We start from the raw sequence: 25492 nt of genomic DNA, 5'->3' as shown, positions 1-25492 counted from the left end.
ATGGCCGACGACGTAACGAACCCAGAGGACTCGGCGCAGGATCGGCCCACCATCACGCCGTTCTTGGCGGCCCTTGCCGTCATTGTGCTCGTGGTGATCGGCATTGCGCTGGTCAACCTGTTCCAGGGCGACGGGCTGTCCGACGAACAACAGGTGGGCCGGGCGGCGGTTGGGCAGAACGACGCCATCCAGCGTGAGAGTTACTCTGAATTCGCCGACTACACCTGCGCCGAGCAGCGCGGAACCGAAGCCGATTTCCTTGCCCGTCAACGTGATTCGACGGCAGAACATGGTGCCCGATTCATCGACGGCGTCACCTCCGTGCGCATCGACGGGGACCGGGCCACCGCCACCGTGGTGTACCACTTCGACAAGGCGCCGGATACCAAAGTCAACGTCGAGACGCCGTTTGTGCGTGAGGACGGCCAATGGCGGGTCTGTTCGAGTGTGGGAGACTCACCGCCGTGAGCTATGCAGGAGACATCACGCCTGAGGAGGCTTGGAAACTTCTGAGCGAGGATCCAGCGGCCGTTCTGGTGGACTGCCGCACCGATGCCGAGTGGCGGTTCGTCGGTGTGCCGGATCTGGCCTCGATTCAGCGCGACGTGGTGTACGTCGAGTGGAACCGGACCGACGGCAGCCATAACGACGCATTCGTCGACGATCTGCAGGCGTCCGGCGTGACGCCGGGGGACCGGCCGGTGGTCTTCCTGTGTCGCTCCGGCAATCGCTCGATCGGTGCTGCCGAGGCCGCGACCGCGGTGGGTATCGGACCGTCCTACAACGTGCTCGACGGTTTCGAGGGCAACCTCGACGAGAACCGGCATCGCGGTAGCACGGGTTGGAAGGCGGTCGGCCTGCCCTGGAGGCAGTCATGAGTTCTGACGTGCCATCGGTTCGGACCCCGGCTGCGTTGCCCGACGGCGTCGGCCAGGCCACCATCGGTGTCCGCGGCGGCCTGCTGCGCTCCGGTTTCGAGGAAACCGCCGAGGCCATGTATCTGACGTCGGGATACGTCTACGAGACGGCGGGCGACGCGGAGAAGGCGTTCACCGGCGAGATCGACCGCTACGTGTACTCGCGCTACGGCAACCCGACGATCTCGATGTTCGAGGAACGGCTGCGGCTCATCGAAGGGGCGCCGGCCTGCTTCGCCACCGCAACCGGCATGGCCGCGGTGTTCACGTCGCTGGGCGCGTTGCTGGGTGCCGGCGATCGTCTGGTCGCCGCGCGCAGCCTGTTCGGTTCGTGCTTCGTGGTGTGTAGCGAGATCCTGCCGCGCTGGGGTGTGGAGACGGTGTTCGTCGACGGCGACGATCTCTCACAGTGGGAGCAAGCGCTGTCGGTACCGACCCAGGCGGTGTTCTTCGAGACACCGTCCAACCCCATGCAGTCGTTGGTGGATATTGCCGCGGTGTCCGAGATGGCCCACGCGGCCGGCGCAAAGGTGGTGCTGGACAACGTCTTCGCCACTCCGCTGCTGCAGCAGGGCATGCCGCTCGGGGCTGATGTGGTGGTGTACTCCGGCACCAAACACATCGACGGGCAGGGCCGCGTGCTCGGCGGGGCGATCCTGGGTGACCAGGAGTACATCGACGGTCCGGTGCAGAAACTCATGCGTCACACCGGCCCGGCGATCAGTGCGTTCAACGCCTGGACGCTGCTGAAAGGACTTGAAACACTTGCCGTTCGGGTGGATTACTCGAACCGCTCGGCACAGCGCGTCGCTGAGTTCCTGGAAGGCCACTCCGCGGTGAGCTGGGTGAAATACCCGTTCCTGGAATCGCATCCGCAGTTCGACCTGGCCAAGCGCCAGATGCGCGGCGGCGGCACCGTCGTCACCTTCGAACTGGATGCCGCCGATGGCAAGGCGCGCGCCTTCGAGGTCCTCGACAAGCTGCGCCTCATCGACATCTCCAACAATCTGGGCGACGCCAAGTCGCTGATCACCCACCCGGCCACCACCACCCACCGGGCCATGGGCCCGGAGGGTCGCGCGTCCATCGGCCTCGGCGACGGCGTGGTACGGGTCTCCATCGGGCTGGAGGGCACCGAGGATCTGATCGCCGATCTGGAACAGGCGCTGGGCTAGCCGTGTCCCGGGACAGCGCGGCGAAGAAGGCTCGCCGAAAGAAGCGGCAGGCGGCCCGCGCTGTACACCGGGTCCCCGATGAGATTGTGCAGGACATGGCGGCCGTCGAGGACGGTGTCGTCGCCGACCTGGCTGAGTTCGACGAGCGAATCACCCAGCGCGGCTGGGAATTCGACGAAGAACAGTCGAACGACGATTACGCCGTGTGGTTCTTCGAGCCGTCCGGCGCCGAGGTGGACGACGGCTTGCCCGTCACATCGTTGTGGCTCGATGCCGCCGAAGACGGTGCGATCGTCCGGGTCGTGTTCGTCGGCACCGTCGAGCGGTACGAGTTCACCCATGACGAACTGTTCGAACACCTCGACGCGATCGAGGCCTACCGCGTCGGTGGTGCTCAGCCGGAGTTTTCCTAGGTCGCCACGGAATGTCGGGCACTGCAAGGAGCTGTTAGTGACAAAGTCGCTGAATACGCTTCAGGCGCAACGCTAGCCACGCTGGCCCACTCCGTGAGTCACCTCAATCCTTTCTGCCAATTTCTGACAGCCAACGGTATTGATGCGGAAGGCGCAATCCACGCCAGTAACGCTGTGGCGGAAAATCGCGGCCCAAACCGCCAACCGCGTTACTGGCGCGGTTGTCAGTTTTTGCCGTCCGACTCGATGACGCCCTGCACGGCCTGCGCGCGATCCTCGTAGCTCTTGCGTTTGGCGGAATCGAATTCCATGAAGACGTTGTCGAGACCGAGCTTCTTGTTGAGCCAACGGCGGCCCTTCGGCGGCAGCATCTGCGCAGCCTGGGCGGTGAACCGCAACGGCGGCGGCACGGACACGTGCGTCTTGGGCTTGTCGAGCGTCTTGACGATCGCGGCGGCGATGTCCTCCGGTTCGACCGGCTTGAGCGCACCGCTGGACTTCGTTCCCGAGATCAGGTCGGTGTTGGTGAACGGCGGCATGATCACCGAGACGTCGACGCCGTGCGGGGCCATCTCGTCGGCCAGCGCAGTCGACAGGCCGACGACGGCGTACTTGGCGCCGACGTAAACCACCTGGCCGGGCACCGGAATCAGACCGGACAGCGAGGCGATATTGATGACGTGACCGCTGCGACGCTTGACCATGTCAGGCAGCGCGAGCTGGCAGCCGGCGAGCACACCGTAGAAGTTGACCTCGATGGAGGATCGGATCGACTGCTCGCTCTGTTGGAGGAACGGGCCGATCGGCATGACTCCGGCGTTGTTGATGAGCACGTCGATGTGGCCACCACCGTCAGTGCGGGCCTTGTCCAGGAACGTCGCGAACGATTCCCGGTCGGTGACGTCGAGCGGGTAGCCGGAGACCTGGCCGAGCTTGGTGAGTTCGACGACCGCCGACTCTTGTAGCGCGACGTCACGGTCGCCGATGACGATGCGGGCCCCGCGCGCCAGCAGGGCCTTGGCGGTGGCATAACCGATACCGCGAGCGGCGCCGGTGATCGCGATGGTCTTGCCCCTGATGTTGTCCATGGCGGCGAACTTTACACGTGTCAAGTTTTGCGGGGAAGGGCGACTTGTCGGTGGGCCTCGGCAGACTCCGATCCGATCGCCAGTGCGCGTAATCTGCAATTATTCGAGTCGGAAGGAGGTGCGCCGTGACCGACCTCGCGCACCTGCCACGCGGTCTGCTGAGCCTGGAGCAGTGGGACTCGCTCGAACTCGACCCGACGCGACGGTGGGAACTCAGTGAGGGAACCCTCATCATGTCGCCCCGTCCGCAACTAGGGCACCAACGCATCTCGAAACGGCTTACCCGCCTCCTCGACGACCACCTGCCGGACGGACTTGAAGCGGTTCCCGAGATCGAGGTGACGACGAGCGCCGCATTCCCGCCGAGTGTCCGCGACCCCGATATCGCCGTGATTCCGGATCGCCTGTTCGGCCGTCGCGTTTCCCGGGTCCCCGCAGCCGACGTTGTGCTCGTCATCGAAATCGTCTCGCCAGGCTCGCGCGGAACGGACAACGTGATGAAGCTGCACGAGTACGCCAAGGCGGGCATACCGCACTACTGGATCGTCGATCCCGACGCGCCGACTGGCGACCGGTTCTTCGCGTACCGCCTCGACGGTGAAATCTATCGACGGGTCGAAGCGTTCGACGGAGACCGCATACGTGTGCGCGAACCCGCCGAAATTGAGTTTTCGTTGGACGTGCTGACCGGCCCGTAGCTACACCCAGATTTCAAATCACGCTGAGTCGGCCGGGCATACCCGCGATCCGTCAGCGTTGAACCTTCCGTGCGTATAGAAACGGTGGTGATGTCTGAACCCGTGCAGTTCGTCGCGGTCGGCCTGGATGATCCACTGGCCGCGCCGCTGCTGGCGGAGTTGGCGGTGGAGTATTCGGACCGGTATGGCGGAACGCCGGAGGGCGTCATGGCCTGGTTGCGCAGCGAGCCGCCGGATGAACTGGCCCCGCCCGGGGGCGGTCTGTTCATCGGATTGCTCGACGGACTCCCGGTCACGGGCGGCGCGTTCCAGCGTTTCGACGCCGACACCGCCGAACTCAAGCGCATCTGGACAGATAGCCGGCACCGGAGGCGTGGTCTGGCCAAAACACTGCTGGTGCACCTGGAAACCGAGATCGCCGCGCGCGGGTACCAGCGGATCTATCTGATGACCGGGCATCTCCAGCCAGAGGCCGAGGCGCTGTATACGTCAGCGGGCTACACCCGGCTGAGCGAGCCGCTGCCTGCCGAGGGCGAGGGTGCCGTCTTTCCGATTGCGTTCGAGAAGGTCCTGCCGACATGAGCGTGCCCCTCTCGATTCTCGACCTCGCCCCGATCAGCGCGGGCAGCGACGCCGCAACCGCGCTGCGCAACACGGTCGATCTGGCCCGGCACGCCGAACAGTGGGGCTACAAACGGTTTTGGGTGGCTGAGCACCATTTCGTGGCGGTGGCGAGTTCGTCGCCCGCGGTGCTGGTGGGTCAGATCGCGTCGGCCACTGACCGGATCCGGGTCGGCAGCGCGGCCGTCCAGCTCGGTCATAACACCGCGGTGGCGGTGGTCGAAAGCTTCGGCACGCTGGCGGCTTTCCATCCTGGGCGGATCGACTTGGGGATTGGCCGTTCCGGGCAGCGTCGCGCTGAAGCTGCCCGGGAGAAGCCGAAAGTGCCCAGGCCGCCTAGGGAATGGCATGAGGTTGACGGTGTCGTGATCCCGACGCCGTTCGACGTGTCAGCGCTGCTGCGCAATCCTCGGCTGCGGGCCCAGATGGCGGTGCTTCAGCAACCCGAAGCAGTCGCACCGGATTTCGCGGATCAGGTCGACGACATACTGGCGATGCTGGACGGCCGGTATGAGGTCGGCACCGCGGTTCCAGGTGCCGGAAGTGGTCTGACGCCATGGGTTTTCGGTAGCAGCAAGGGACAGAGCGCGCGTGTCGCGGCGGCGCGCGGTTTGCCGTTCGTCGCGAGCTACCACCTCACCCCGGCCACGGCGCTGGAGGCAATCGAGGTGTACCGCAACGGATTCACCCCATCAGCACAGTTGTCCGAACCGTACGTGGTGGTCTCGGCAGATGTCGTGGTGGCTGACGACGAAGCTACGGCCCGCCGACTGGCCGCCGGTTACGGGCACTGGGTGTATTCGATCCGGGCCGGCGACGGTGCGGTGCCCTACCCGGACTCGGCCGAGCTCCCGGCGCTCACCGATGAGCAACTCGAGGTGGTGAAGGATCGCACCGCAACACAGTTCGTGGGAGATCCGGATCAGGTGGCGGACCGGTTGCAGGCGCTGCAGCGGCTCAGCGGCGCCGACGAACTGGTCATCACGTCGGTCACACATGGCCACGAGGACCGGCTGCGATCACATGAACTGATTGCCAAGCGTTGGGGATTGTGACGATTTCGGCCGATAGGCTGGCCCGAAGGTGTCCGACACCGGCTGGAGGTACGTTTGCCGAGTTCGCAGGTCCTCGTGGGATCGCTGCTGCTGATAGGCGCGGTGGCGGTGTTCGCGACCGGAGTGGCGCTGCGGCTGTTCATCGGCCGGCGGGCGGATTCGGCGAGTATGCGTCGGCGCATGCACGCGTTCCGCCGGACCGCGTTCGCCCGGGTGTTCTTCGGAGCGGTGGACGACGACGAGGTGTTCGATCCTGACGAACTTGACCAGATGATCCTGATGCCGACCATCGTGCTGGCGTGCGGGCTGTGCCTGACCGGGTTCTTTCTGTTGGGCTACAAGGTGCTCAGTTGATCGGGACGCCGCAGTTTGGTCGCTGATCCTTGCCGTCGATGCACACCAGAATCAGATCGTCGGCATTTATCAGTAGCCTTTTCGTGTCGGGTCGGCGGGTAGCCGGGTTGCGGTTATCGCGGAGCCTCGATGGCGGACATCACCAGCTGCAGATAGGGGCGATAGAGGTCCTCGCCGTCGATATGGCTGTCGAGGGTGATGCCATCGTTGGCGGCTAGGACCACGCGGGCCAAAGTCTCGGCATCAATGGTCAGGGTTCCTCCGATTCGGGCGACGTTCTTGCTGATGAATTCACCGAGCGCGCGGATGGTTTCGAGCCGTTGGGCGGCCACTCGGTCGCGGGCGTCGGGATTGCGCAGCAAAAACAACGTCAGCTCGTATCCCAGTGCCGCACGGTCTGTCCCGCTGCTCAATTCGCGCCATCGTTGCGCAAGTTCCTGGACGTCGACGTCACTGTGGCTATGAAAGGACATCATCACCTCGGAGAACCCGTCCAAGAAGCGCTGACGTTGGCGGTCGACGACCGCGAGGAACAACTTCTCCTTGGCTCCGAATTGGGAGTAGATGATGCCGCGGGTGAAACCCGCGGCATCGGCGATCTCTTCGAGCGCCGCACCGGTGAGACCCTTGCGGGCGAAGACTTCCTCAGCGGCGTCGAGCAGGATTTGGCGGGTGTGTTCGATTCGACGCTCTTTGGTCCATCGTTCAGCCATGGGGGGATCCTCCCACCACTTTCGCTGAGGGCTCATGCGCGCGGGCTGCAACGCCGTTCCAAGGCCCGGCGCCTTCCAACCCGGGCTCTGCGCGCCGGAGATGCCCCAACGGGGGCTGGTCGAGGACGCCGCTCGCCCAGAACTCCTCCCAGGGCTCGACGGGGCCGTCGAGGGCGGCGCAGCGAAGCGCTTCTTCTTTGAATCTCCTAGCTGCCACGCTGATTCCGTACCGCACGGGGTGCAGGAGGCCGGTCAGCTCACTGTTCGCAGGCCGTCCCCAGAGGAGAAGTTCCGCTGGTGGCTCGGTTTTCATGTTCCCCCGCGCCAACCCGCCAGGCCACGGTCAAACATCAGCCCGCCGACGCGGCGAACCGCCTCCGCCACTCCGGCGGTGACCACGTCGAGCTGATAATTCACGGTGGACCTCTCTCGTACACGGACGTGATGCTGCACACATTTATACACACTTGCATCGTTAAAACACACGTGTATATCGTGAGTCGGGTCACACACAGTGCGGACATGGGAACTGCGCCATTCACTGGCTCGACTGACGGCCCTCGTCCGACGCACCCCTCGACTCCGTGACACCGCCGACTGAGGAGAACTCCACTGATGCCAGCATCAACCCGGCCCGGAGAATGGGTCGACCCCGCTTCGGGCCTCGGCTTGGGAATGGATGACGTCCAGTCCGGGACGTTGAACATGACCATCCCCACCGAGCGCTACACCTCTCCGGAGTACGCTGCGCGCGAGCGGGAAGCGATCTGGAAGCGGACCTGGCAGATCGTGGGCCGGGTCGAGGACCTACCCAAACCCGGCGACTGGAAAAAATACGAGATTCTCGACCAGTCCTTCATCATCGTCCGGGGAAAAGACGACCTGCTCCGAGGTTTCGTCAACGCCTGCCGGCATCGCGGCAACGCACTGTGCATCACCGAGACCGGTAACGCGAAGCGCGGGTTCCTCTGCCAGTACCACCTGTGGTCCTACGACCTCGACGGCAGATTGAAGGGCATGCTGCGCGAGAACCTCGCCGGCCCGATCGACAAGACCGAGAACTCGCTACTTCAGGTCTCGGTCGACACCTTCGCGGGTTTCATCTTCCTCAACCCGGATCCTGAGGCCCCTCCTCTGCGTGACTACCTCGGCGAGGAAGTCGTCGCCCTTCTCGAGCCCTACAACATCGAGACGTTCACCACCGTCATGGATGTCACGGAGGCGATCGAGTGCAACTGGAAAGTCGTCATGGATGCTTTCGAAGAGGGCTATCACATCAACGGCATCCATCCTCAGTTGCTTCAGGTGCTGCACATCAACCCGCGGACGGCCCGGTACCGGTTCTTCGAAAACCACAGCGCTGCAATGGCTCCGTTCGAGGTGGTGGGTGCCGGCGTGCAGGATCAGGTCGCTGGGATCCTGGCCCTACCCGAAACCTTCCCCGGGACGGTTGCGGTGATTCCGCGTTTCCAGGAGCTGATCGCGCCCTACCAGGACGCCGACGGGAACGTGGTGTTCCCGGACGGCATCACCGCCCGCATACTGCTGCAACAAGCGACCCGCGAGGTGCTGACCGGCATGGGGCTCGATGTCAGCGGCCTGACGGACAGTCAGATGGTCGACAACCAGGGCTGGGTGCTCTTCCCCAACTACTTCATGACCGTGCGCGCCGGCGAATGCCACGTCATCATGGCGAGGCCGCATCCCGACGGCGACCCGAACCGCTGCATCTGGCATGTGGCCAGCTACATGTATCTCCCGCAGGAGTTCCGCGACGCAGTCCGGGCGGAGGCGATCGTGGTGGATACGCCGGGGAGCCACAAGTATTTCGAGGCGCTTCAGCAGGATTACGAGCAGATGCCTCGCCAGCAGAAGGGCCTGCGTAACGACCGGCTCGACCACATCTCGCTGGTCAAGGAGGAAGTTGTCATCGCGCACTTCCACTCGGTCGTCGACCGCTACATGGCCGACACCGCGAACCGCTGACCCCCCACCATCCCCGTTACGGCTCTGGAAGAAGGACGACTTGAATCTCGAACAACGCATCGCCCATCACGCCCGCATGGCCGAGGCGTATCGCGACGCCTATCTGCGCCAAGGCGTGCAGGACGGCGAAGCATTCGCTGACACATGGAAGTTCGCCGAGGATGGCGTCTACGTGTCGCCGTACTTCACCGGAGACCAGGTGTTTCCGTTCAGCGAGTTCCCCACCGACACCGCCAAAGCCTCGACCATGGAGGCAAAGGCCTACTCCCTGAAGTTCCCGGACTGGAAGCCGGCCGGCTTCGACTACTGGCCTGCGTCGAACGGCCTGACCATGAAGACACGGTGGGAGGGGCACACAGAAGCGGGGGTGAAGATGGGCTTCTACTCCTACAGCTTCATACAGACGAACGACAAAGGTGAACTCACCAGATGGGAGACCCACGTCAACGACGAATACAGCACCTTCCTCGATGTCGCCATCGGTGTGCACGGGCCGTTCCACGGCACCGGCGAGTACGTCGAGGCCCTGGAGCGGACACTCGCCGCCGCGGGGGTGACGGTGTGACGACGATCGACGATGCCATCGGCGAGACCACCGGACGGTCACGGGTGGTGCTGGAGTACAGCCAAACGATGAGCCGCCTGGTGAAAAGTGCGAAGGATCCCGGCTTCTCGGTCGACAGTTGGGCGCCGCTGGCCGAGTTGATCGCGGTAGAAGAGTTCGTCCGTATCGGCCCGTTCAAGGAGGTGATGTGCTGGGCGGAATACACCGAGTTCCTTACCAACTGGGCGAAGTCCTCGGATTGGGACTGCTCGTTCAAGCGCCTCACCGAGACCGATGACGTGGCGTTCCTCGAACTCGAAGAGCGCAGCACCATCGGTGATTTCAGCAGCGTCGTCAACACCGCCTCGGTGTATGAGTTCAACGCGGACGACAAGATCACCTACGTTGCGGTCTACCTCCAGATGCAACTGCCGGACCCGGCCGCGCTACCCAGTTTCGACAATGCCGGGGGCACTGAGTGACCGACCAGCTGACACCGGCCAACATCGACGCAGTCGACTTCTTCACCGACGACTCGGTGCTGCACGATCCGTACGAGTACTTGGCGGCGGTGCGCAACGAGTGCCCGGTGCGTCGCGAGCCACACCACGACGTCGTGATGATCACCGGCTACGAGGAAGCCGTCGCCGTCTACAACGACAACGTGCGATTCTCCTCCTGCACCGCGGTCACCGGTCCGTTCCCGGGCTTCCCGGTTCCCCTCGAGGGCAACGACGTCTCGGAACTGATTGTGCGGCACCGTGACGAGCTGCCGTTCAACGATCAGCTGCCGACCCTGGACCCGCCTCTGCACACCGATCACCGGGCACTGCTGTCACGGATGATCACGCCCAAACGCCTCAAGGAGAACGAGGAGTTCATGTGGCGGTTGGCCGACCGGCAGTACGACGACGCGCTCACCGATGGACGTTGCGAATTCGTCGGTGACTTCGGCAATCCGTTCGCGATGCTCGTCATCGCCGATCTACTCGGTGTGCCCGAATCCGACCACAACGACTTCAAGGACCAACTCCTCACCTCCACCGGCACCATCGGCAGCAGCAGCGGAGACGCGATGCACCACTCGCCGCTGGAATACCTCTACGGAAAATTCACCGAGTACATCACCGACCGCCGCGCAAATCCGGTCGACGACGTGCTGACCGGCCTCGCGTCCGCGCTCTTCCCGGACGGCCGGACCCCACCGGTGACCGATGTCGTGTGTGTCGCGGCGAACTTGTTCGCTGCCGGACAGGAGACCACGGTCCGCCTGCTCAGCACCGCGGTGATGATGATCGCCGACGACGCTGAGCTGCAGGCGAAGTTGCGGGCTGACCGCAGTCTGATCCCCGGCTTCATCGAGGAGGCGCTTCGGGTCGAGAGTCCGATCCGCGGCGACTTCCGGCTGTCCAAGGTGCCGGTCACCGTCGGCGGGGTGGAGCTACCCGCAGGGACCACGGTGATGCTGAACAACGCGGCAGCCAACCGGGATCCTCGCAGGTTCGCCGACCCCGACACCTTCGACCTCCAACGGCCGAATGCCCGACAGCACATCGCCTTCGGGCGTGGTCCGCACAGTTGTCCCGGTGCGCCACTCGCCCGTGCCGAGGCGAAGGTCAGCCTCAACCGCCTCCTGGACCGAACCTCCGACATCAAGATCGACGAGGACAAGCACGGACCGCCCGGGTCCCGGCGCTACAGATATCTGCCCACGTTCATCCTGCGCGGTCTCACCCGTCTGCACATCGAGTTCTCGTAGGAGTTCCGCAGCAATGCCTTTCGAAAACACCACCGCCATCGTCACCGGCGGTGCACAGGGCCTCGGCCTCGCCATCGCCGAGGCGCTCGCCGCCCGCGGCACCAAGGTCGCCATCTTCGATCTCGTCACCGACCAGATCTGCGCCGAGGTCGACCGACTGCGAAGGCAGGGCGGCACCGTCAACGGCTACACCGTCGACGTCTCCGACCGCACACAGGTCAGGGCAGCAGTCGGCCAGGTGCGGACCGACCTGGGTCGGGTGCTCATTCTGATCAACAACGCCGGGATCGAGCAGTTCGGCAAGTTCACCGACATCACCGACGAAAATTGGGATCGAGTGATGGCGATCAACCTGAGGGGGCCGTTCATCTGCACCCAGGAGGTGCTGTCCGACATGGTGGACGCCCACTGGGGCCGCATCGTCAACATCTCGTCGTCGAGCGCTCAAGGTGGTCAGTCGCGAATGGCCGCGTACGTCAGCTCGAAGGCCGGGGTCATCGGATTCACCAAGAGCCTCGCCCTCGAACTGGGTCCGATGGGGATCACTGTGAACACCATTCCTCCCGGCATGGTCGTCACCCCGATGTTGGAGAAGGCGATCGACGAAGGCCGGTTCACGGCGTCACTGGACCATTTCGCCAAGGCCACCCCGGTGCGACGCGCGGGCCGACCGGAGGACATCGCCAATGCTGCCATCTTCCTGTGTCAGGACGAATCCTCCTATGTGACAGGGCAAGTCATCGGTGTCAACGGAGGGCGAAGGACATGACCGGTGCGCAAAGCGACGGGCCGCTCCTGGTACCGCTGGCCGCCGACGGATGGGGCGACGACGAGTACGCCGCGTTCGGCGCGTTGCTGGGTCTGCCGGGGGAGAAGGTGCCCAGGACGGGGACAGGCCATTCGGCCGACCCCCTCTTGTTCGACATCATCGGACTTCTCGCACGCCACCCGAAGATGGACTCAATCGGCGGGGCTTACCTGGCAAGGCACCCCGTTGATGGCGTGGGTGTTGCTGGGAATGTCAATCATGTCGGTCGGGTTGAGCAGGTTGTTGTTGATCCCGGGACGACTGTTGGCGACGGTCAGGTTCGTGCCGTCGAGTCCGTGACCCCACCCGTGCGGAAGGGACACCACTCCGGGCATGACCTCGTCGGACACTTCGGCGATCACGGTGACGGCACCTTCGGAGGTCTTGACATGCGCGCCGGCGCCGCTGGCCACGCCGAGGCGGGCGGCGTCGACCGGGTTGATGAGCAGGGTGCAACGATCCCGTCCGCGCATGAGCGCGGGCACGTTGTGCAGCCACGAGTTGTTGGACCGCAGGTGCCGCCGGCTTGTCAACACGAGCTCGGGATTGGTGCGTCCCATGCGTGCCACGAGCCGTGGAATGTCGTCGGTCAGGTGGTCGTGCAGTAATTCGACCTTCCCCGAGGGTGTCGTGACGGTGTCGTCGAGCCGTCCGCCTTCGAGTTCGGCCAGCCGCAGTCCGTCGGGGTGGCGCCTGACCTCCGCGAGGGTGAGGCCGGCAGGTCGGTCACCGAGCTGATCGCCCCAGGGGCCGACTCGGATGCCGAGATCCGCCAGGCGTTCCGGGCCCCTTCCATGCAACGCGGCCATCACCGCCTCGGGATCGCGGCCTGTCAGCGGGTTGTCGGGGATGGCCGACATGGTGGCCACCATGCCCGCGACATAGAGCTCGTCGAGCGCGGTGACGTCGACGTCGGGCACCGCAGTGCCGAACATGGCGCCACCCAGCCGCAGCAACAGCTCCCATTCGCGCGGGCGCTCGGGTGGTGGGGCGAAGACCGGCTCGGCGTACTTGATGCACGAGGCGACGGAATACATCCAGTACAGGTCGTCGATGTGTGGAAGTTCCAACGGTGACAATCCCGGCAGGATCACGTGCGCGTGCCGGGTGGTCTCGTTGAGCCAGTTGTCGATGGCGATGAGCGCGTCGAGCCGGCCGAAAGCCTCCGACAGCCGCCCGGCACCCGGAACGGAGACCGCAGGGTTGCCGGCGACGGTGATCAGCGCGCGGATCCGGCCCTCGCCGGGGGTGTCGATCTCCTCGGCCAGACAGCCCACCGGAAAACTGTTCAGCACCTCGGGCGCGCCGCGGACGCGGCTGCGATAGCGGCCGAACCGCCACCCCGGGCCGTCCTGGTCGGGCGGCTTGCTGAACATCGGCGTCCAGACGGCCGGTTTGGCGAACAGCGACCCACCGGGGCGGTCCAGGGCACCGAGGGCGGTGTTGATCACGAACACCAGCCAGGTGGCGAGCGTCCCGAATTCCTGTGTGCAAGCACCGATTCGGCTGTAGAGCACCGGATTGTGCGCTTGGCCGAGCTCGGCGGCCAGCCGGCGGATCGTGGCGGGCGCGATGCCGGTGGCGGCCGCAACCCGCTCGGGCGTGAACGGCTCGGCCAACGCGATGACCTCGTCCAATCCGGACACCTTGCCGCGCAGGTGCTCGGGACGGCGCACCCAGCCGTTCTCCGCCAGGGTGCGCAGGATCGCGAACAACAGCAGCGCGTCGGTGCCGGGCTGGATCGGCACCCACTCACTGGCGCGTTGTGCGGTGCCGGTGCGCCGGGGGTCGACCACCACGACGCGGCCACGTTTCGCGATGTCGGACAACAATCCCATGATGTCGGGCGCCGACAGCATCGAACCCTGTGACGCCGCCGGATTCGCGCCGAGGATCACGAGGTGATCGGTGCGGTGCAGGTCGGGGATGGGACCGTTCCACATGCCGCCGAACACCAGTGTGCTCACGACGTTCAACGGCCACTGGTCGACGGTGCCCGGCGAGTAGTAGCCCTTCATGCCTGCCGCCTCGGCGAACCCGATCAGCGCACCGATGTACGACGACAGGTCGCTGTTGTGCGCGACCGGATTGCCGACGTAGACGGTGAGCGCCCGAGCGCCGTCGCTGTCGAGTACGGGCCGCAGCACCCGCTCGGTCTCGGCGAACGCGTCGTCCCAGGACACCGCGACATGGCTCCCGTCGGGTCGGCGCACCATGGGTTGGCGCAGCCGGTCGGGATCGTCGTGAATGTGCCCGAGCGACACACCTTTCGGGCAGATGTGGCCTCGGGACCAGACGTCGTCGGTGTTGGCGCGGATGCCATCAACCCGGCCGTCGGTGACCGTGACGCGCAATCCGCACATCGCCTCGCACAGCGGGCAGGTGACGTTGTGAGAAGTCATAACGCCCGATCGGTCGCCTGTTGGGCCGCCTCGGAAATCGCCCCGCGCCACACCGGGCCGTGCCCGGGCAGCAACACGTCCGTATCGAGCATGCCCAGCGCGCCGAGGCTGCGCACGCAGCCGTCCTCGTCGTGGTTGAACAGCGCTGGCAGCAGCTGCGGCCCGGTCTGGCCCAGCAGCGGATGGCCGGTGACCAGGGCGTCGCCGCTCACCAGGACTCCGTCGACGATGAACGAGCAGTGCCCGCCGGTGTGCCCGGGCGTCGGGATGGCCACCGGGGAGCCGGGCAGCCCGGCCGCCACCTCGGAGCTGAGTGCCTGGGTGCTGGGGATGCCTGCGTGGTTCATCCCGCCTTTCGCGGTGATGGTGGCCGACCACTTGAGCCAGCGTGGCTGCCAGATATGGCGCACCACATCGGCCGGTGACGCCTGCTCCAGGTACTCGCGCTTGGCGTGCCCGACTTCGTTTGCGTGGCAAAAAACCTGTGTGCCATGGGTTTTCGCGAGCCAGATGGCAGTTCCGAGATGGTCGATGTGCGCGTGGGTGAGTAGGACCGCCTTGATGTCGTCGATCCCGAAACCCAGCTGGCGCACCGATCCCAACACGTCCTCGCGCTGGCCGGGGAACCCGGCGTCGATGAGCATGACTCCGTCGCCGTCGGTCACCAGCGTCCAGTTGACCAGGTCGGTGTACGCGAAGTGCACCCGGTCGGTGATCGCGCTCAGGGCTGCTGCCATGCCGCGAGTTTAGGCACAGGAGTAGAAACGAACTCGTGGACTTGAAACTCGGATACAAGGCATCAGCGGAGCAGTTTGCCCCGCGCGAACTGGTCGAACTGGCAGTGGCCGCCGAAGCGGCCGGTATGGACAGTGCGACGGTCAGCGACCACTTCCAGCCGTGGCGCCACGAAGGCGGCCATGCGCCGTTCTCGCTGGCGTGGATGACCGCGGTCGGTGAGCGCACCGAGCGGCTGGTTTTGGGCACGTCGGTGCTGACCCCGACCTTCCGGTACAACCCGGCCGTCATCGCGCAGGCCTTCGCGACGATGGGCTGCCTGTACCCAGGCCGGATCTTCCTCGGCGTGGGTACCGGTGAGGCGCTCAACGAGATCGCCACCGGGTATGAGGGCGAGTGGCCGGAGTTCAAAGAGCGCTTCGCGCGGTTGCGGGAATCGGTCAAGCTGATGCGTGAGCTGTGGCTGGGCGACCGCGTCGACTTTCAGGGCGAGTACTACAAGACCAAGGGCGCCTCGATCTACGACGTGCCCGAAGGCGGCATCCCGGTGTACATCGCCGCGGGCGGGCCGGTGGTGGCCAAGTACGCGGGCCGGGCGGGTGACGGGTTCATCTGCACCTCGGGCAAGGGCGAGGAGCTCTACAAGGACAAGCTCATCCCCGCGGTGAAAGATGGCGCCGAGGCCGCGGGCCGCAACTCCGACGACATCGACCGGATGATCGAGATCAAGATCTCCTACGACCCCGATCCCGAGGCAGCACTGGAAAACACCCGGTTCTGGGCGCCGCTGTCGCTGACCGCCGAGCAGAAGCACAGCATTGACGACCCGATCGAGATGGAGAAGGCCGCCGACGCACTGCCCATCGAGCAGGTGGCCAAGCGCTGGATCGTCGCGTCAGACCCCGACGAGGCCGTCGAAAAGGTCGGCCAGTACGTGAAGTGGGGCCTGAACCACCTGGTGTTCCACGCGCCGGGCCACGATCAGCGTCGTTTCCTCGATCTGTTCAAGAACGACCTCGAGCCGCGGCTGCGCAAACTCGGCTGAACACACCGAAAAGGGGTCGGGGGCATGGGGTTTTCCAACATCATGGATTCCAACAGCTACACCGGAGAGCTGTCGGCCGATCCCGATACCCAACAGTTGATCGCGGCCCGCACCCGCATGCTCGGACCGGCGTACCGGCTGTTCTATGAACGGCCGGTACACCTGGTCCGCGGCGAGGGCAGTCACATGTTCGACGTGGACGGCGTGCGTTACCTGGACGCCTACAACAACGTCGTCAGCGTCGGGCACTGCCATCCGCACGTCGTCGCGGCGGTGACCCGTCAGATGCAAACCCTCAACACCCACACCCGGTATCTGCACGAGGGCATCGTGGACTACTCGCGCCGGATGCTCGCCACCATGCCGGAGGCAGTGGACCAGGTGATGTACGCGTGCACCGGTTCGGAGGCCAACGACCTCGCGCTGCGGGTGGCGCGGATGTACACCGGGGCCACCGGCGTCATCGTGACTCGCGATGCGTACCACGGCAATACCGAAGCGGTGACGGCGATTTCGCCGTCCATCGGCGGTGCCACGGTCATCGGTCCGCATGTCCGCACAGTGGCTGCCCCTGACAGCTACCGCGCCGGCGCGCAGGTGGCCGAGCGCTTCCGCGCCGACGTGGAAGCCGCGATCGCCGACCTGCAGGCCGCCGGTCACGGGGTGAGCACGCTGATCGTCGACACCATCTTCGCGTCCGACGGCATCTATCCGGATCCGTCGGTGCTCGGCCCGGCGGTGAGCGCGGTGCGCGCGGAGTGTTCATCGCCGACGAAGTGCAGCCGGGGTTCGGCCGCACCGGTGAGGGGATGTGGGGCTTTGACCGCCACGGTGTGGTGCCCGACCTGGTCACCATGGGCAAGCCGATGGGCAACGGCCTTCCGGTGGCGGCGATGGCCGCCCGCAGTCCCGTGCTGGAGTCATTTGCCCGCGCTGTTCCGTACTTCAACACCTTCGGCGGCAACCCGGTGTCGATGGCAGCCGCTGCCGCGGTGCTCGACGTGATCGAGGACGAGCAACTCGTGTCGAACGCACAGCGGGTCGGCGGCGCGCTGCGCGACGAGCTCGAGCGCGTCAGCGCGGGCCATCCCCGGATCGGGGATGTGCGGGGATGCGGGCTGTATGTGGGTGTCGAGGTGGTCAACAGCGATACCGCTACGCCGGATCGGGCCGGCGCCCATGATCTGGTCAACGCGATGCGGGATCGCCGCGTGCTCATCTCCGTGTCCGGGACGGAGGGCAACGTACTCAAGGTGCGGCCGCCGCTGGTGTTCTCGATGGCCGATGTCGACTGGTTCTGCACGGAGTTCTCCGCAGCGCTGGCGGAGCTGCCCTGATGTAAGGAATGCTGGGGCGGTGCCGGATGGAAACATCGCGACCGCTATCTACATTGCCTCACCCGAAGGCGACACCGGTAAGTCGACCATTGCGTTGGGAATCCTGCACCGGCTGGCTGCGACCGTGCCGAAGGTCGGGGTGTTTCGGCCCATCACTCGGCTCAGCGGGCAGGAGCGCGACTACATCCTGGAGCTGTTGCTGGCCGGGACGACGGCCGGGCTGGCGTATGAGGAGTGTGTCGGGGTCAGCTACCAGCAGGTTCACGAGGATCCCGACGCTGCGATCGCCGACATCGTGGACCGCTTCCATCGGGTCGCCGAGCAGTGCGATGCGGTGCTCATCGTCGGCAGCGATTACACCGACGTGGCCACTCCCAGTGAGCTGAGCATGAATGCGCGGATCTCGGTAAACCTCGGGGCACCCGTGGTGCTGGCGGTGAAGGCGGCCGACCGTACGCCCGGCGAGGTCGCCCATGTCGTTGAGATCTGTCTGGCCGAGTTGGCTGGCCAGCACGCCCACGCGGCCGCCGTGGTCGCCAACCGGTGCGATCCGGCGCAGCTGACGGCGGTTGCCGACGCGCTCCAACCGCTAGGACCCCCGGCGTATGTGCTGCCCGAGGAACCGCTTCTGGTCGCGCCGTCGGTGGCCGAACTGCAGAAGGCGGTCGACGGCACGGTGATCGCGGGCGATCCGGAATTGTTGTCCCGTGAGGCGATGGGTGTGTTGGTGGCAGGCATGACCGCCGAGCACGTGCTGGAACGGCTCACCGAAGGCGTCGCCGTCATCACCCCGGGAGACCGGTCGGACGTCGTGCTCGCGGTGGTGAGTGCCCATGCCGCCGAAGGGTTTCCGTCGCTGTCCGGGATCATCCTGAACGGCGGGCTGGAACTGCATCCGGCCATCGCAGCGCTGGTTTCCGGCCTGGGCCTGCGGTTGCCGGTCGTGGCGACCCCGTACGGCACATTCGAGACCGCCAGCCGCGTGGCGGGCACCCGCGGACGGGTCACCGCGGCGTCACAACGCAAGATCGACACCGCGCTGGCGTTGATGGACGAACACGTCGACGTCAACGATCTTCTTGCGCAGCTGCGCATTTCGATACCCGCGGTGACCACGCCGCAGATGTTCACCTATCAGCTGGTGGACCGCGCCCGCTCGGACCGCCGGCGCATCGTGCTCCCCGAGGGGGAAGACGACCGGATCCTTAAGGCTGCCGGGCGGCTGCTGCAGCGGAGCGTCGCCGATCTCACCATCCTCGGTGAGGAGAGCCAGATCCGTTCCAGAGCAGCAGAACTCGGTGTCGACCTGGCAGCGGCCACGGTGCTCAACCCGCGAACCAGCGAGCTGTGCGACCAATTCGCCCAGCAGTACGCCGAGTTGCGCAAGCACAAGGGGATGACCGTCGAGCAGGCCCGCGAGGTCATCCACGATGTGTCGTACTTCGGTACCATGCTCGTCTACAACGACATGGTCGACGGCATGGTGTCCGGCGCCACGCACACCACCGCACATACCGTGCGTCCGGCGTTCGAGATCATCAAGACGCTGCCGGATGTGTCTACGGTGTCCAGCATCTTCCTGATGTGCCTGGAGGACCGCGTGCTCGCCTACGGCGACTGCGCGATCGTGCCGGACCCGACCTCCGAGCAGCTCGCCGACATCGCGATCTCCTCGGCGCGCACCGCGGCGCAGTTCGGCATCAGCCCGCGGGTGGCGATGCTTTCGTACTCGACCGGGACGTCGGGTACCGGCGCCGACGTCGACAAGGTCAGGGCCGCAACCCAATTGGTGCGGCAACGGGACCCCGCACTTCTGGTGGAGGGCCCGATCCAATACGACGCCGCCGTGGAACCATCGGTGGCCAAGACCAAGATGCCCGATTCGGATGTGGCGGGCCGGGCCACGGTGCTGATCTTCCCCGACCTCAACACCGGCAACAACACCTACAAGGCGGTGCAGCGCAGTGCCGGTGCCATCGCGATCGGCCCGGTGCTGCAGGGCCTCAAGAAGCCCGTCAACGACCTGTCCCGGGGAGCGCTGGTCGAGGACATCGTCAACACCGTTGCGATCACGGCGATCCAGGCGCAGGACAAGCCATGACAACAACGGTCCTGGTGGTCAACTCCGGCTCGTCGTCGCTGAAATATGCGGTGGTGAAGCCCGATTCGGGGGAGTTCCTGGCCGACGGGATCGTCGAGGAGATAGGTTCGGGGTCGGTGCCCGATCACGATGCCGCGCTGCGGGCGGCGTTCGATGCGCTGGCCGACCAGGGGCTGGACCTGGACACGCTGGGGCTGGTGGCCGTGGGGCATCGGGTGGTCCACGGCGGCGAGACCTTCTACCGGCCTACTCCCATCGACGACGCCTTACTGGCCAAGGTCGAGGAACTCGGACCGCTGGCGCCGCTGCATAATCCGCCCGCGCTGCTGGGCATCAAGGTGGCCCGCAAACTGCTGCCGGACCTGCCGCACATCGCGGTGTTCGACACCGCGTTCTTCCATGATCTTCCTGCCGCCGCAGCCACGTATGCGATGGACGACGAGTTGGCGCGGCAATGGAAGATCCGCCGCTATGGTTTCCACGGCACCTCCCACGAGTACGTCAGCCGGCAGGCCGCGGCGTTCGTGGGGCGGCCATACGACTCGCTGAATCAGATTGTGCTGCACCTCGGTAACGGTGCATCGGCCTCGGCGATCGCAGGCGGACGGCCGGTCGACACCTCGATGGGCCTGACGCCGATGGAGGGTCTGGTGATGGGCACCCGCAGTGGTGACATCGACCCCGGCATCATCATGTACCTGTGGCGGACCGCGAAGATGAGTGTCGAGGACATCGAGTCGATGCTCAACCGCGGCTCCGGGGTACTCGGGCTCGGCGGGGAGAGCGACTTCCGAAAGCTGCACGAGCGCATCGGATCCGGTGATGAGTCAGCGCAATTGGCCTACGACGTGTACATCCACCGGCTGCGGAAGTATGTCGGCGCGTATCTGGCGGTGTTGGGCCACACCGACGTCATCAGCTTCACCGCGGGCGTCGGCGAGAACGATCAGGCGGTCCGCCGCGACGCGCTGTCCGGCCTGACCGGCCTGGGGATCGAACTCGACGAGACGCTCAACGCCGAACGGTCTAAGGAAGCGCGACGCATCTCGACGCCGGACTCGCAGACGGCGGTGCTGGTGGTGCCCACCAATGAGGAGCTGGCCATCGCCCGAGCGTGTGCCGACGTGGTCACCACCTAAGCGCTCGCGGGAGATCAGAACGTACTCATCGGCCGCACGCTGTTGGCCAGGTCGATCAGGGCGTAGCGATGCGCCTGGGTGGGCGCCACCCTGGCCAGTGCCCGCAGTGAGGCCTCGACGCCGAGCTTGAGACCATGCTCGGTGAAGGGGAATCCGAGAATGTGGTTGCTGCTGGCGGAGTTGTCGGCCAGCCAGTCCATCGCGGTGCCCAGCACCAGTGCGCGGATCTGCAACACGCGCGGCTCGGAGTCGGGCAGCGCCTCCACCCGGCGCGCGGCGTCCCGGATCTGTTGCTCGGTGATCTCACTGGCCGAGCGGCCGGACAGCAGGGTTACCGCGCTGGTGAGCCGAGCGGTGGTGAAATGCCTTGAGGTGGGCGGAACTTCGTCGAGCGTTCGCACCGCCTTATCGCGGTCGCCGGCCACCGACTCGGCCCTGGCCAACCCGAACCCAGCCGAGATCACGCCGTTGTCGGTGCTCCACACGGTTTTGTAGAACTTCAGCTCGTCGGCAGTGCCGGCCAGTTCGGCCGTCGCTGCCAGTGCGAGCTTGGGAGCCAACTCCCCGGGCAGGGTGTCCAACACCTCGGTGAAATGCTTTATCGCCGAGTCATAGTCAGCGGACAACATCTCCGCCACGGCCCGGAACCAGATCAGCCGCCAACGCCAGCCGGCCCGGACAGCGAGATCGTCGAGCTTGCGGGTGGCCTTGGCGACGTCGCCGAGGTCCAGCAGGGCACGGACCTCCATCAACGGAAGCTCCACGGATTGGGAAAGGTCGATGCCTTCCGAATCCAGGGCGCCGTGCCGGGCGGCCCGCAGCTGATCCAACGTGTGTACGGGTTGGCTGAGCACACTGGCCGCCAGCATCGGCGCCCCGACATCTGCGCGGTCGACCAACGGCACCGGCAGCGCCCGGACGATCTCTTGGGCGGTCAACTTCTCCGAATGTACCTGGCCGTCAACATAAACGTCGGTATGGGCCACCAGCAGGTCCACCCCGAACGTCGACCGCGACGGGCTGAACACCGTCGACAGGCCGGGGCGCGGCATGCCGCTGTCGCTGGCGACCACCTCGCGCAGCACGCCGAGCAACTGTGCGGACATCTCGTCGGAGCTGGCGAAGCGGCGCCGCGGGTCGGGGTCGATGGCCCGGTGCAGCAGCCGGCTGAACGAATCGTAGGTGGCCAGCACCGGATCATCGGACGGCAGGCCGTCGACGTACCGCCCCCGACGCGTGCGCAGATTCAGGGTCAACGAGGCGATTGTCCGGCCCACGGTGTAGATGTCGGTGGCCACCGTCGGGCCGGTCCGCACGATCTCGGGAGCCTGGTAACCCGGTGTGCCGTAAAGGTATCCGTAAGAGCTGAGCCGCGATACCGCCCCGAGGTCGATCAGCTTCAGCTGCGCCTCGGTGATCATGATGTTTTCCGGCTTGAGGTCGTTGTAGGCCAGCCCGATCGAATGCAGATACCCAAGGGCGGGCAGGATCTCCAGCATGTAGCCGATCGCCTCGGCCACCGGAAGCCACTGCCCCCTGGCCTGTTTGAGCGATGTTCCGCCGACGTACTCCATCACGATGTAGCCGACCGGGTTGCCGTGCTTGTCGTCATGCTCGACGAAGTTGTAGATCTTCACGATCCCCGGATGCGTCACCTCGGCCAGGAACTGGCGCTCGGCCATGGCGATGGCCTGCGCCTCGGCGTCGCCGGAATGCACCAAACCCTTGAGCACGACGGGGCGGTCGTTGACGTTCTTGTCGAAAGCCAGATACACCCAGCCCAGCCCGCCGTGGGCGATGCAGCCTTTGATCTCGTACTGCTCGGCCACGATCTCACCCGGCGACAGTTGCGGCAGAAACGAATACGCGCTGCCACAGTGCGGGCACCAGCCCTCCGACAATGCCCGGCCGTCAGCGGTGGAGCGGCCCACCGGCTTTCCACAGTTCCAGCAGAACCGCTTCGACTCGGCCACCACCGGGTTGGTCATCAACGCGGCCAACGGATCCCGTTCGGGCACGCGGGGAATCTCCACCAACCCGCCACCCAGCCGACGGATCGGCGACAGCATGCGGGTGGCCATGGTGGGATGGTCGTGCGGTTCGGTGTCACCCGAGCTCATCGACGTGCCGTCCGAATCGTCGAACTCGGGTCGATACACCGCTTGGGTGGCCATCGGCCGCAAGGTCGCCAGCGAGTCGAAGTCGAGGTCTTCCAGGCTGGCCGGTTGGGTCCCCGGTCCCTCGTCGATGTCGTGGGTGCCGGGGGTGTCGGTGTCGTCTTTCTCGGGGTCTGTCATCAGTCCACGTACCTCGCAGCCGGTGGGGCCGGCGCCGGGCCGAGCACCGTCAACCATTTGCGGTACAGCGTGTACCAGGTGCCGTCGCGGCGGATGCGCTCCAGCGTCGCGTTGACAACTCGCACCAACCCCGTGTCGTGCAGGTTCACCCCGATCCCGTACGGCTCCTGGTTGAGGCTCGGTCCCACGATGTGCAGGTACGGATCCTGGGCGACCAACCCGGCCAGGATGGAGTCGTCGGTGCTGACCGCGTCGGCCTGTCGCTGCTGCAGCGCCACCAGGCAGTCGGCCCAGGTCACCACCGACACGATGATCGGTGACGGGCTGATCTGCTGGATCCGCTCGAGGGAGGTGGTGCCGTCGACGACGCACACCCGCTTTCCGGACAGGTCCGAAGCCTGGTTGATGTTGGAATCCCGCGCGGCCAGGATGCGCTGATTGGCCATCAGATACACGGTGGAGAAGTTCACCTGCTTCTTGCGTTCACAGGTGATCGTCATGGTCTTGACGACGATGTCGACCTGCTTGTTCTGCAGGGCGGCAATCCGGTCGGCCGACGACAGGATGCGGTAATCCACCTGGGATGGCGTTCCGAATATGTCCCTGGCCACCTCGCCCGCGATGTCGACGTCGAATCCGTTGATCTGGCCGGTGATCGGATCCCGGAACGAGAAGAGGTTGCTGCCGATGTCGAGGCCGACGATCAACCTGCCGCGAGCCTTGATGGCAGCCACGGCAGCGTCGGCTTCTGCCTGGTCGCTGAACGGGCGCAGGCTCGCGGTGCGGTTGCAGTCGTCATCCTCGGGGACCGGCGCGCGCACCGGTTCGGGCGGGAGTTCATCCATGCCGGCTGGGGTGGGCGGCGCCAGCGTCAGTGTCGGCTGGACCAGCGCGGGCGCGGTGTGACCGCAACCGGCCACCATCAGAACCGTCGCGAGGACAATGAGAAGTTTGCGAATCATCTGTACTCACTGAGTCTGGGCCACAATCCGAGTGCCACCGCGACGGCCGCGGCCACGCTGAGCAGCGCGGCGCCGACGGTCGCTCCGGACAGCACGCGGCGGGCATTGCCGATGTCACTGCGCAACTGGTTGCGGCTCTCCTCGATGCCCTTGGACAGCGCGGCATCGAGCTTGTCGAACGCGGGTGTGGAATCGTCCTCGCCGGTCCCCAGCGCCACCTGGGTTGCGGCCTGATAGTTGCCGACTGCGATGTAGGCGTTGATCCGGTCGTCCGCTGCCCGCCACCGGGTGAGCAACTGCTCGGCGCCGGCCAGATCGCTCTTGTCGATCCCGACGTCGCGCGCCAGATAGTCCGAGAGTTGCTGCTTCATCATGTCGATGCGTTGGTAGTAGGACTGCTTCCGCACGTTCTCGTCGCCGCGCCGGATCAGCGCGAGCGTCTCGTCGGCGCGGGCCTGCTGCGCGGTGATGGCCAGGTTCGTCACGGTCTTCAGCGATTGTGCGGCGGTTTCCTTGGCACTGCGGCTGTCCGAGGTCGAGATCACCAGGGCGGTGGTCACCCAGATCAGCATGATCAGGACGGCCAGACCGCCCGCCACGAACCCGATGTTCACGCGCCGCCGGGTGCGCCGCGCCAGCCAGCGGTTCGCGAAAGCCCCGAACAGTAGCGTCGCCAGCACGATCAACATCACCGGCGTCGGGATCTGGGTGGACGCCGAGGTCTCCGCATCGACGCGCGCCGACGTCTGTTCGTACAGGCGTTGCGCGTCGGGCAGGATCTGCGTCTGCATCATCGCCGACGCCTCGGAGAGATAGGACGACCCGACCGGGTTGCCCGCCCGGTTGTTGGTGCGGGCGGTTTCGACCAGCCCGGTGTAGACCGTCAGCCGGGCGTTGATCTGGCCGAGCAATTGCACCAGCGCTTCGTCGGTCAGCCCACTCGACGCCCGGGTGACCGCCACGGACGCGTCGGTGATCGCCTGTTCATAGCGCTGCCGGACATCGCGGGGCTCGGCGCCGGCGATGAACGCGGTGGCGGCGGCGGCATCGGCGACGGACAGCGTGGTGTAGAGCTGGCCTGCCGCGAACGCCAACGGCTCGGTGTGGTCGAGCACCGTGGTGAGGGCCTGCTGACGGTCGTTGATCGTGGTCGATGTCGCGAAGGCGCTGGCGATCACGAGCCCTGAAAGTGCCAGCCCGATGGTGAGAATGCGACCGGGCGTGGTCCACAGAAACCACCAGCGGGGATGGGCAGGAGTGGTCGGCGACCTGGACGCGAGCGGTTCGGTCGATGGATGTGCCAACTCCACTGTCACCTGCGCGCGGACCTCATTTAGTTTCGG

At 65.7% G+C, this 25492-nt stretch carries 23 protein-coding genes and 2 pseudogenes; 18 read left to right on the top strand and 7 right to left on the bottom strand.

All coding sequences use genetic code 11. The annotated features are described in order from the left end of the window. From ABQF30_RS27640 to ABQF30_RS27625, 4 genes are read left to right on the top strand one after another with little or no spacing between them, the layout of a single operon-like run. Positions 1 to 468: an Rv0361 family membrane protein gene (locus tag ABQF30_RS27640; protein WP_448469881.1), complete on the top strand. Its 468-nt coding sequence runs from the start codon at positions 1 to 3 to the stop codon at positions 466 to 468. Next, the gene (locus ABQF30_RS27635; protein WP_448469879.1) at positions 465 to 878 is read left to right on the top strand and encodes a rhodanese-like domain-containing protein; all 414 of its coding nucleotides are present in this window, start codon (positions 465 to 467) and stop codon (positions 876 to 878) included. The genes ABQF30_RS27640 and ABQF30_RS27635 overlap by 4 nt, the downstream gene beginning before the upstream one ends. Then, entirely contained in the window at positions 875 to 2092 is a 1218-nt protein-coding gene (locus ABQF30_RS27630; protein WP_448469877.1) for an O-succinylhomoserine sulfhydrylase, read from the top strand. Before ABQF30_RS27635 ends, ABQF30_RS27630 begins: the two co-directional genes overlap by 4 nt. A gap of 2 nt (positions 2093 to 2094) precedes the next feature. Next, positions 2095 to 2505 (top strand): hypothetical protein, encoded by a 411-nt coding sequence (locus tag ABQF30_RS27625; protein ID WP_448469875.1) that lies wholly within the window; start codon positions 2095 to 2097, stop codon positions 2503 to 2505. Positions 2506 to 2729: 224 nt separating this feature from the next. Here ABQF30_RS27625 and ABQF30_RS27620 read toward each other — a convergent pair whose 3' ends face one another. Further along, the gene (locus tag ABQF30_RS27620) at positions 2730 to 3593 is read right to left on the bottom strand and encodes an SDR family oxidoreductase (protein WP_448469873.1); all 864 of its coding nucleotides are present in this window, start codon (positions 3591 to 3593) and stop codon (positions 2730 to 2732) included. Between the two features lie 125 nt (positions 3594 to 3718). Here ABQF30_RS27620 and ABQF30_RS27615 point away from each other — a divergent pair, with 125 nt between their 5' ends. The 4 genes from ABQF30_RS27615 (at position 3719) to ABQF30_RS27600 (ending at position 6321) form a co-directional block, all read left to right on the top strand. Next, positions 3719 to 4291 carry a Uma2 family endonuclease gene (locus ABQF30_RS27615; protein WP_448469871.1) on the top strand — a complete coding sequence of 191 codons (573 nt, stop codon included), beginning with the start codon at positions 3719 to 3721 and terminating at the stop codon, positions 4289 to 4291. 90 nt (positions 4292 to 4381) lie between these two features. Then, positions 4382 to 4873, top strand: coding sequence for a GNAT family N-acetyltransferase (locus tag ABQF30_RS27610; protein ID WP_448469869.1), 492 nt, complete (start codon positions 4382 to 4384; stop codon positions 4871 to 4873). Then, on the top strand, positions 4870 to 5967 hold the full coding sequence (locus ABQF30_RS27605) for an LLM class flavin-dependent oxidoreductase (RefSeq protein ID WP_448469867.1): 1098 nt from the start codon (positions 4870 to 4872) through the stop codon (positions 5965 to 5967). The genes ABQF30_RS27610 and ABQF30_RS27605 overlap by 4 nt, the downstream gene beginning before the upstream one ends. Positions 5968 to 6009: 42 nt before the next feature. Then, positions 6010 to 6321 (top strand): ferredoxin reductase domain-containing protein, encoded by a 312-nt coding sequence (locus ABQF30_RS27600; protein ID WP_448470084.1) that lies wholly within the window; start codon positions 6010 to 6012, stop codon positions 6319 to 6321. 113 nt (positions 6322 to 6434) lie between these two features. Here the strand turns inward: ABQF30_RS27600 and ABQF30_RS27595 are convergent, their stop codons facing one another. Continuing rightward, positions 6435 to 7034, bottom strand: coding sequence for a TetR/AcrR family transcriptional regulator (locus ABQF30_RS27595; RefSeq protein ID WP_448469865.1), 600 nt, complete (start codon positions 7032 to 7034; stop codon positions 6435 to 6437). A 615-nt stretch (positions 7035 to 7649) separates the two neighbouring features. On the opposite strand from ABQF30_RS27595, the gene ABQF30_RS27590 reads away from it, so the two are divergent. The 6 genes and pseudogenes from ABQF30_RS27590 to ABQF30_RS27565 form a co-directional block, all read left to right on the top strand. Continuing rightward, complete coding sequence (locus tag ABQF30_RS27590; protein WP_448469863.1) at positions 7650 to 9020, top strand: aromatic ring-hydroxylating oxygenase subunit alpha; 1371 nt, start codon at positions 7650 to 7652, stop codon at positions 9018 to 9020. A 40-nt stretch (positions 9021 to 9060) separates the two neighbouring features. Further along, positions 9061 to 9585 (top strand): hypothetical protein, encoded by a 525-nt coding sequence (locus ABQF30_RS27585; RefSeq protein WP_448469861.1) that lies wholly within the window; start codon positions 9061 to 9063, stop codon positions 9583 to 9585. Beyond that, positions 9582 to 10046 carry a hypothetical protein gene (locus tag ABQF30_RS27580; protein ID WP_448469859.1) on the top strand — a complete coding sequence of 155 codons (465 nt, stop codon included), beginning with the start codon at positions 9582 to 9584 and terminating at the stop codon, positions 10044 to 10046. Before ABQF30_RS27585 ends, ABQF30_RS27580 begins: the two co-directional genes overlap by 4 nt. Next, positions 10043 to 11323 carry a cytochrome P450 gene (locus ABQF30_RS27575; RefSeq protein WP_448469857.1) on the top strand — a complete coding sequence of 427 codons (1281 nt, stop codon included), beginning with the start codon at positions 10043 to 10045 and terminating at the stop codon, positions 11321 to 11323. Before ABQF30_RS27580 ends, ABQF30_RS27575 begins: the two co-directional genes overlap by 4 nt. A 13-nt stretch (positions 11324 to 11336) precedes the next feature. Continuing rightward, positions 11337 to 12092, top strand: coding sequence for an SDR family NAD(P)-dependent oxidoreductase (locus ABQF30_RS27570; RefSeq protein ID WP_448469855.1), 756 nt, complete (start codon positions 11337 to 11339; stop codon positions 12090 to 12092). Further along, positions 12089 to 12280 (top strand): annotated as a pseudogene (locus ABQF30_RS27565) (carboxymuconolactone decarboxylase family protein); the annotation flags it as partial. The gene ABQF30_RS27570 and the pseudogene ABQF30_RS27565, both read left to right, overlap by 4 nt. A gap of 3 nt (positions 12281 to 12283) precedes the next feature. Here the strand turns inward: ABQF30_RS27565 and ABQF30_RS27560 are convergent. Together ABQF30_RS27560 and ABQF30_RS27555 are read right to left on the bottom strand one after the other, a co-directional pair. Continuing rightward, entirely contained in the window at positions 12284 to 14533 is a 2250-nt protein-coding gene (locus tag ABQF30_RS27560; protein WP_448469853.1) for a molybdopterin-dependent oxidoreductase, read from the bottom strand. Beyond that, entirely contained in the window at positions 14530 to 15270 is a 741-nt protein-coding gene (locus ABQF30_RS27555) for an MBL fold metallo-hydrolase (protein ID WP_448469852.1), read from the bottom strand. The genes ABQF30_RS27560 and ABQF30_RS27555 overlap by 4 nt, the downstream gene beginning before the upstream one ends. On the opposite strand from ABQF30_RS27555, the gene fgd reads away from it, so the two are divergent. From fgd to ABQF30_RS27535, 4 genes and pseudogenes are all read left to right on the top strand, one after another. Next, positions 15264 to 16313: a glucose-6-phosphate dehydrogenase (coenzyme-F420) gene (gene fgd / locus ABQF30_RS27550; RefSeq protein ID WP_448470082.1), complete on the top strand. Its 1050-nt coding sequence runs from the start codon at positions 15264 to 15266 to the stop codon at positions 16311 to 16313. The genes ABQF30_RS27555 and fgd overlap by 7 nt on opposite strands. Before the next feature lie 24 nt (positions 16314 to 16337). Continuing rightward, positions 16338 to 17650: pseudogene (locus tag ABQF30_RS27545) on the top strand (aspartate aminotransferase family protein). Between the two features lie 19 nt (positions 17651 to 17669). Continuing rightward, positions 17670 to 19751 carry a phosphate acetyltransferase gene (gene pta, locus ABQF30_RS27540; RefSeq protein ID WP_448469851.1) on the top strand — a complete coding sequence of 694 codons (2082 nt, stop codon included), beginning with the start codon at positions 17670 to 17672 and terminating at the stop codon, positions 19749 to 19751. Beyond that, positions 19748 to 20890, top strand: coding sequence for an acetate kinase (locus ABQF30_RS27535; protein WP_448469850.1), 1143 nt, complete (start codon positions 19748 to 19750; stop codon positions 20888 to 20890). Before pta ends, ABQF30_RS27535 begins: the two co-directional genes overlap by 4 nt. Before the next feature lie 14 nt (positions 20891 to 20904). On the opposite strand, the gene ABQF30_RS27530 is transcribed toward ABQF30_RS27535, so the two are convergent. Genes ABQF30_RS27530 through glnX form a run of 3 tightly spaced genes read right to left on the bottom strand, consistent with a single transcriptional unit; the run spans position 20905 to position 25465 of the window. Beyond that, a complete protein-coding gene (locus ABQF30_RS27530) occupies positions 20905 to 23187 on the bottom strand; it encodes a serine/threonine-protein kinase PknG (protein ID WP_448469849.1) in 2283 nt (760 codons plus the stop codon). Next, complete coding sequence (locus tag ABQF30_RS27525; RefSeq protein ID WP_448469847.1) at positions 23187 to 24149, bottom strand: glutamate ABC transporter substrate-binding protein; 963 nt, start codon at positions 24147 to 24149, stop codon at positions 23187 to 23189. Before ABQF30_RS27525 ends, ABQF30_RS27530 begins: the two co-directional genes overlap by 1 nt. After that, positions 24146 to 25465 carry a protein kinase G-activating protein GlnX gene (gene glnX, locus ABQF30_RS27520; protein ID WP_448469845.1) on the bottom strand — a complete coding sequence of 440 codons (1320 nt, stop codon included), beginning with the start codon at positions 25463 to 25465 and terminating at the stop codon, positions 24146 to 24148. The genes ABQF30_RS27525 and glnX overlap by 4 nt, the downstream gene beginning before the upstream one ends. Positions 25466 to 25492 lie beyond the last annotated feature (27 nt).

It is taken from the genome of Mycolicibacterium sp. XJ870 (assembly GCF_053483975.1).
This window is presented reverse-complemented; position numbering and strand designations above follow the sequence as displayed.

Bases quoted from the DNA above. Each gene is read 5' to 3' on its own strand.
- ABQF30_RS27640 (WP_448469881.1), top strand. From the start codon at position 1: ATGGCCGACGACGTAACGAACCCAGAGGACTCGGCGCAGGATCGGCCC.
- ABQF30_RS27630 (WP_448469877.1), top strand. From the start codon at position 875: ATGAGTTCTGACGTGCCATCGGTTCGGACCCCGGCTGCGTTGCCCGAC.
- ABQF30_RS27620 (WP_448469873.1), bottom strand. From the start codon at position 3,593: ATGGACAACATCAGGGGCAAGACCATCGCGATCACCGGCGCCGCTCGC.
- ABQF30_RS27610 (WP_448469869.1), top strand. From the start codon at position 4,382: ATGTCTGAACCCGTGCAGTTCGTCGCGGTCGGCCTGGATGATCCACTG.
- ABQF30_RS27605 (WP_448469867.1), top strand. From the start codon at position 4,870: ATGAGCGTGCCCCTCTCGATTCTCGACCTCGCCCCGATCAGCGCGGGC.
- ABQF30_RS27595 (WP_448469865.1), bottom strand. From the start codon at position 7,034: ATGGCTGAACGATGGACCAAAGAGCGTCGAATCGAACACACCCGCCAA.
- ABQF30_RS27590 (WP_448469863.1), top strand. From the start codon at position 7,650: ATGCCAGCATCAACCCGGCCCGGAGAATGGGTCGACCCCGCTTCGGGC.
- ABQF30_RS27570 (WP_448469855.1), top strand. From the start codon at position 11,337: ATGCCTTTCGAAAACACCACCGCCATCGTCACCGGCGGTGCACAGGGC.
- ABQF30_RS27560 (WP_448469853.1), bottom strand. From the start codon at position 14,533: ATGACTTCTCACAACGTCACCTGCCCGCTGTGCGAGGCGATGTGCGGA.
- ABQF30_RS27555 (WP_448469852.1), bottom strand. From the start codon at position 15,270: ATGGCAGCAGCCCTGAGCGCGATCACCGACCGGGTGCACTTCGCGTAC.
- ABQF30_RS27535 (WP_448469850.1), top strand. From the start codon at position 19,748: ATGACAACAACGGTCCTGGTGGTCAACTCCGGCTCGTCGTCGCTGAAA.
- ABQF30_RS27530 (WP_448469849.1), bottom strand. From the start codon at position 23,187: ATGACAGACCCCGAGAAAGACGACACCGACACCCCCGGCACCCACGAC.
- ABQF30_RS27525 (WP_448469847.1), bottom strand. From the start codon at position 24,149: ATGATTCGCAAACTTCTCATTGTCCTCGCGACGGTTCTGATGGTGGCC.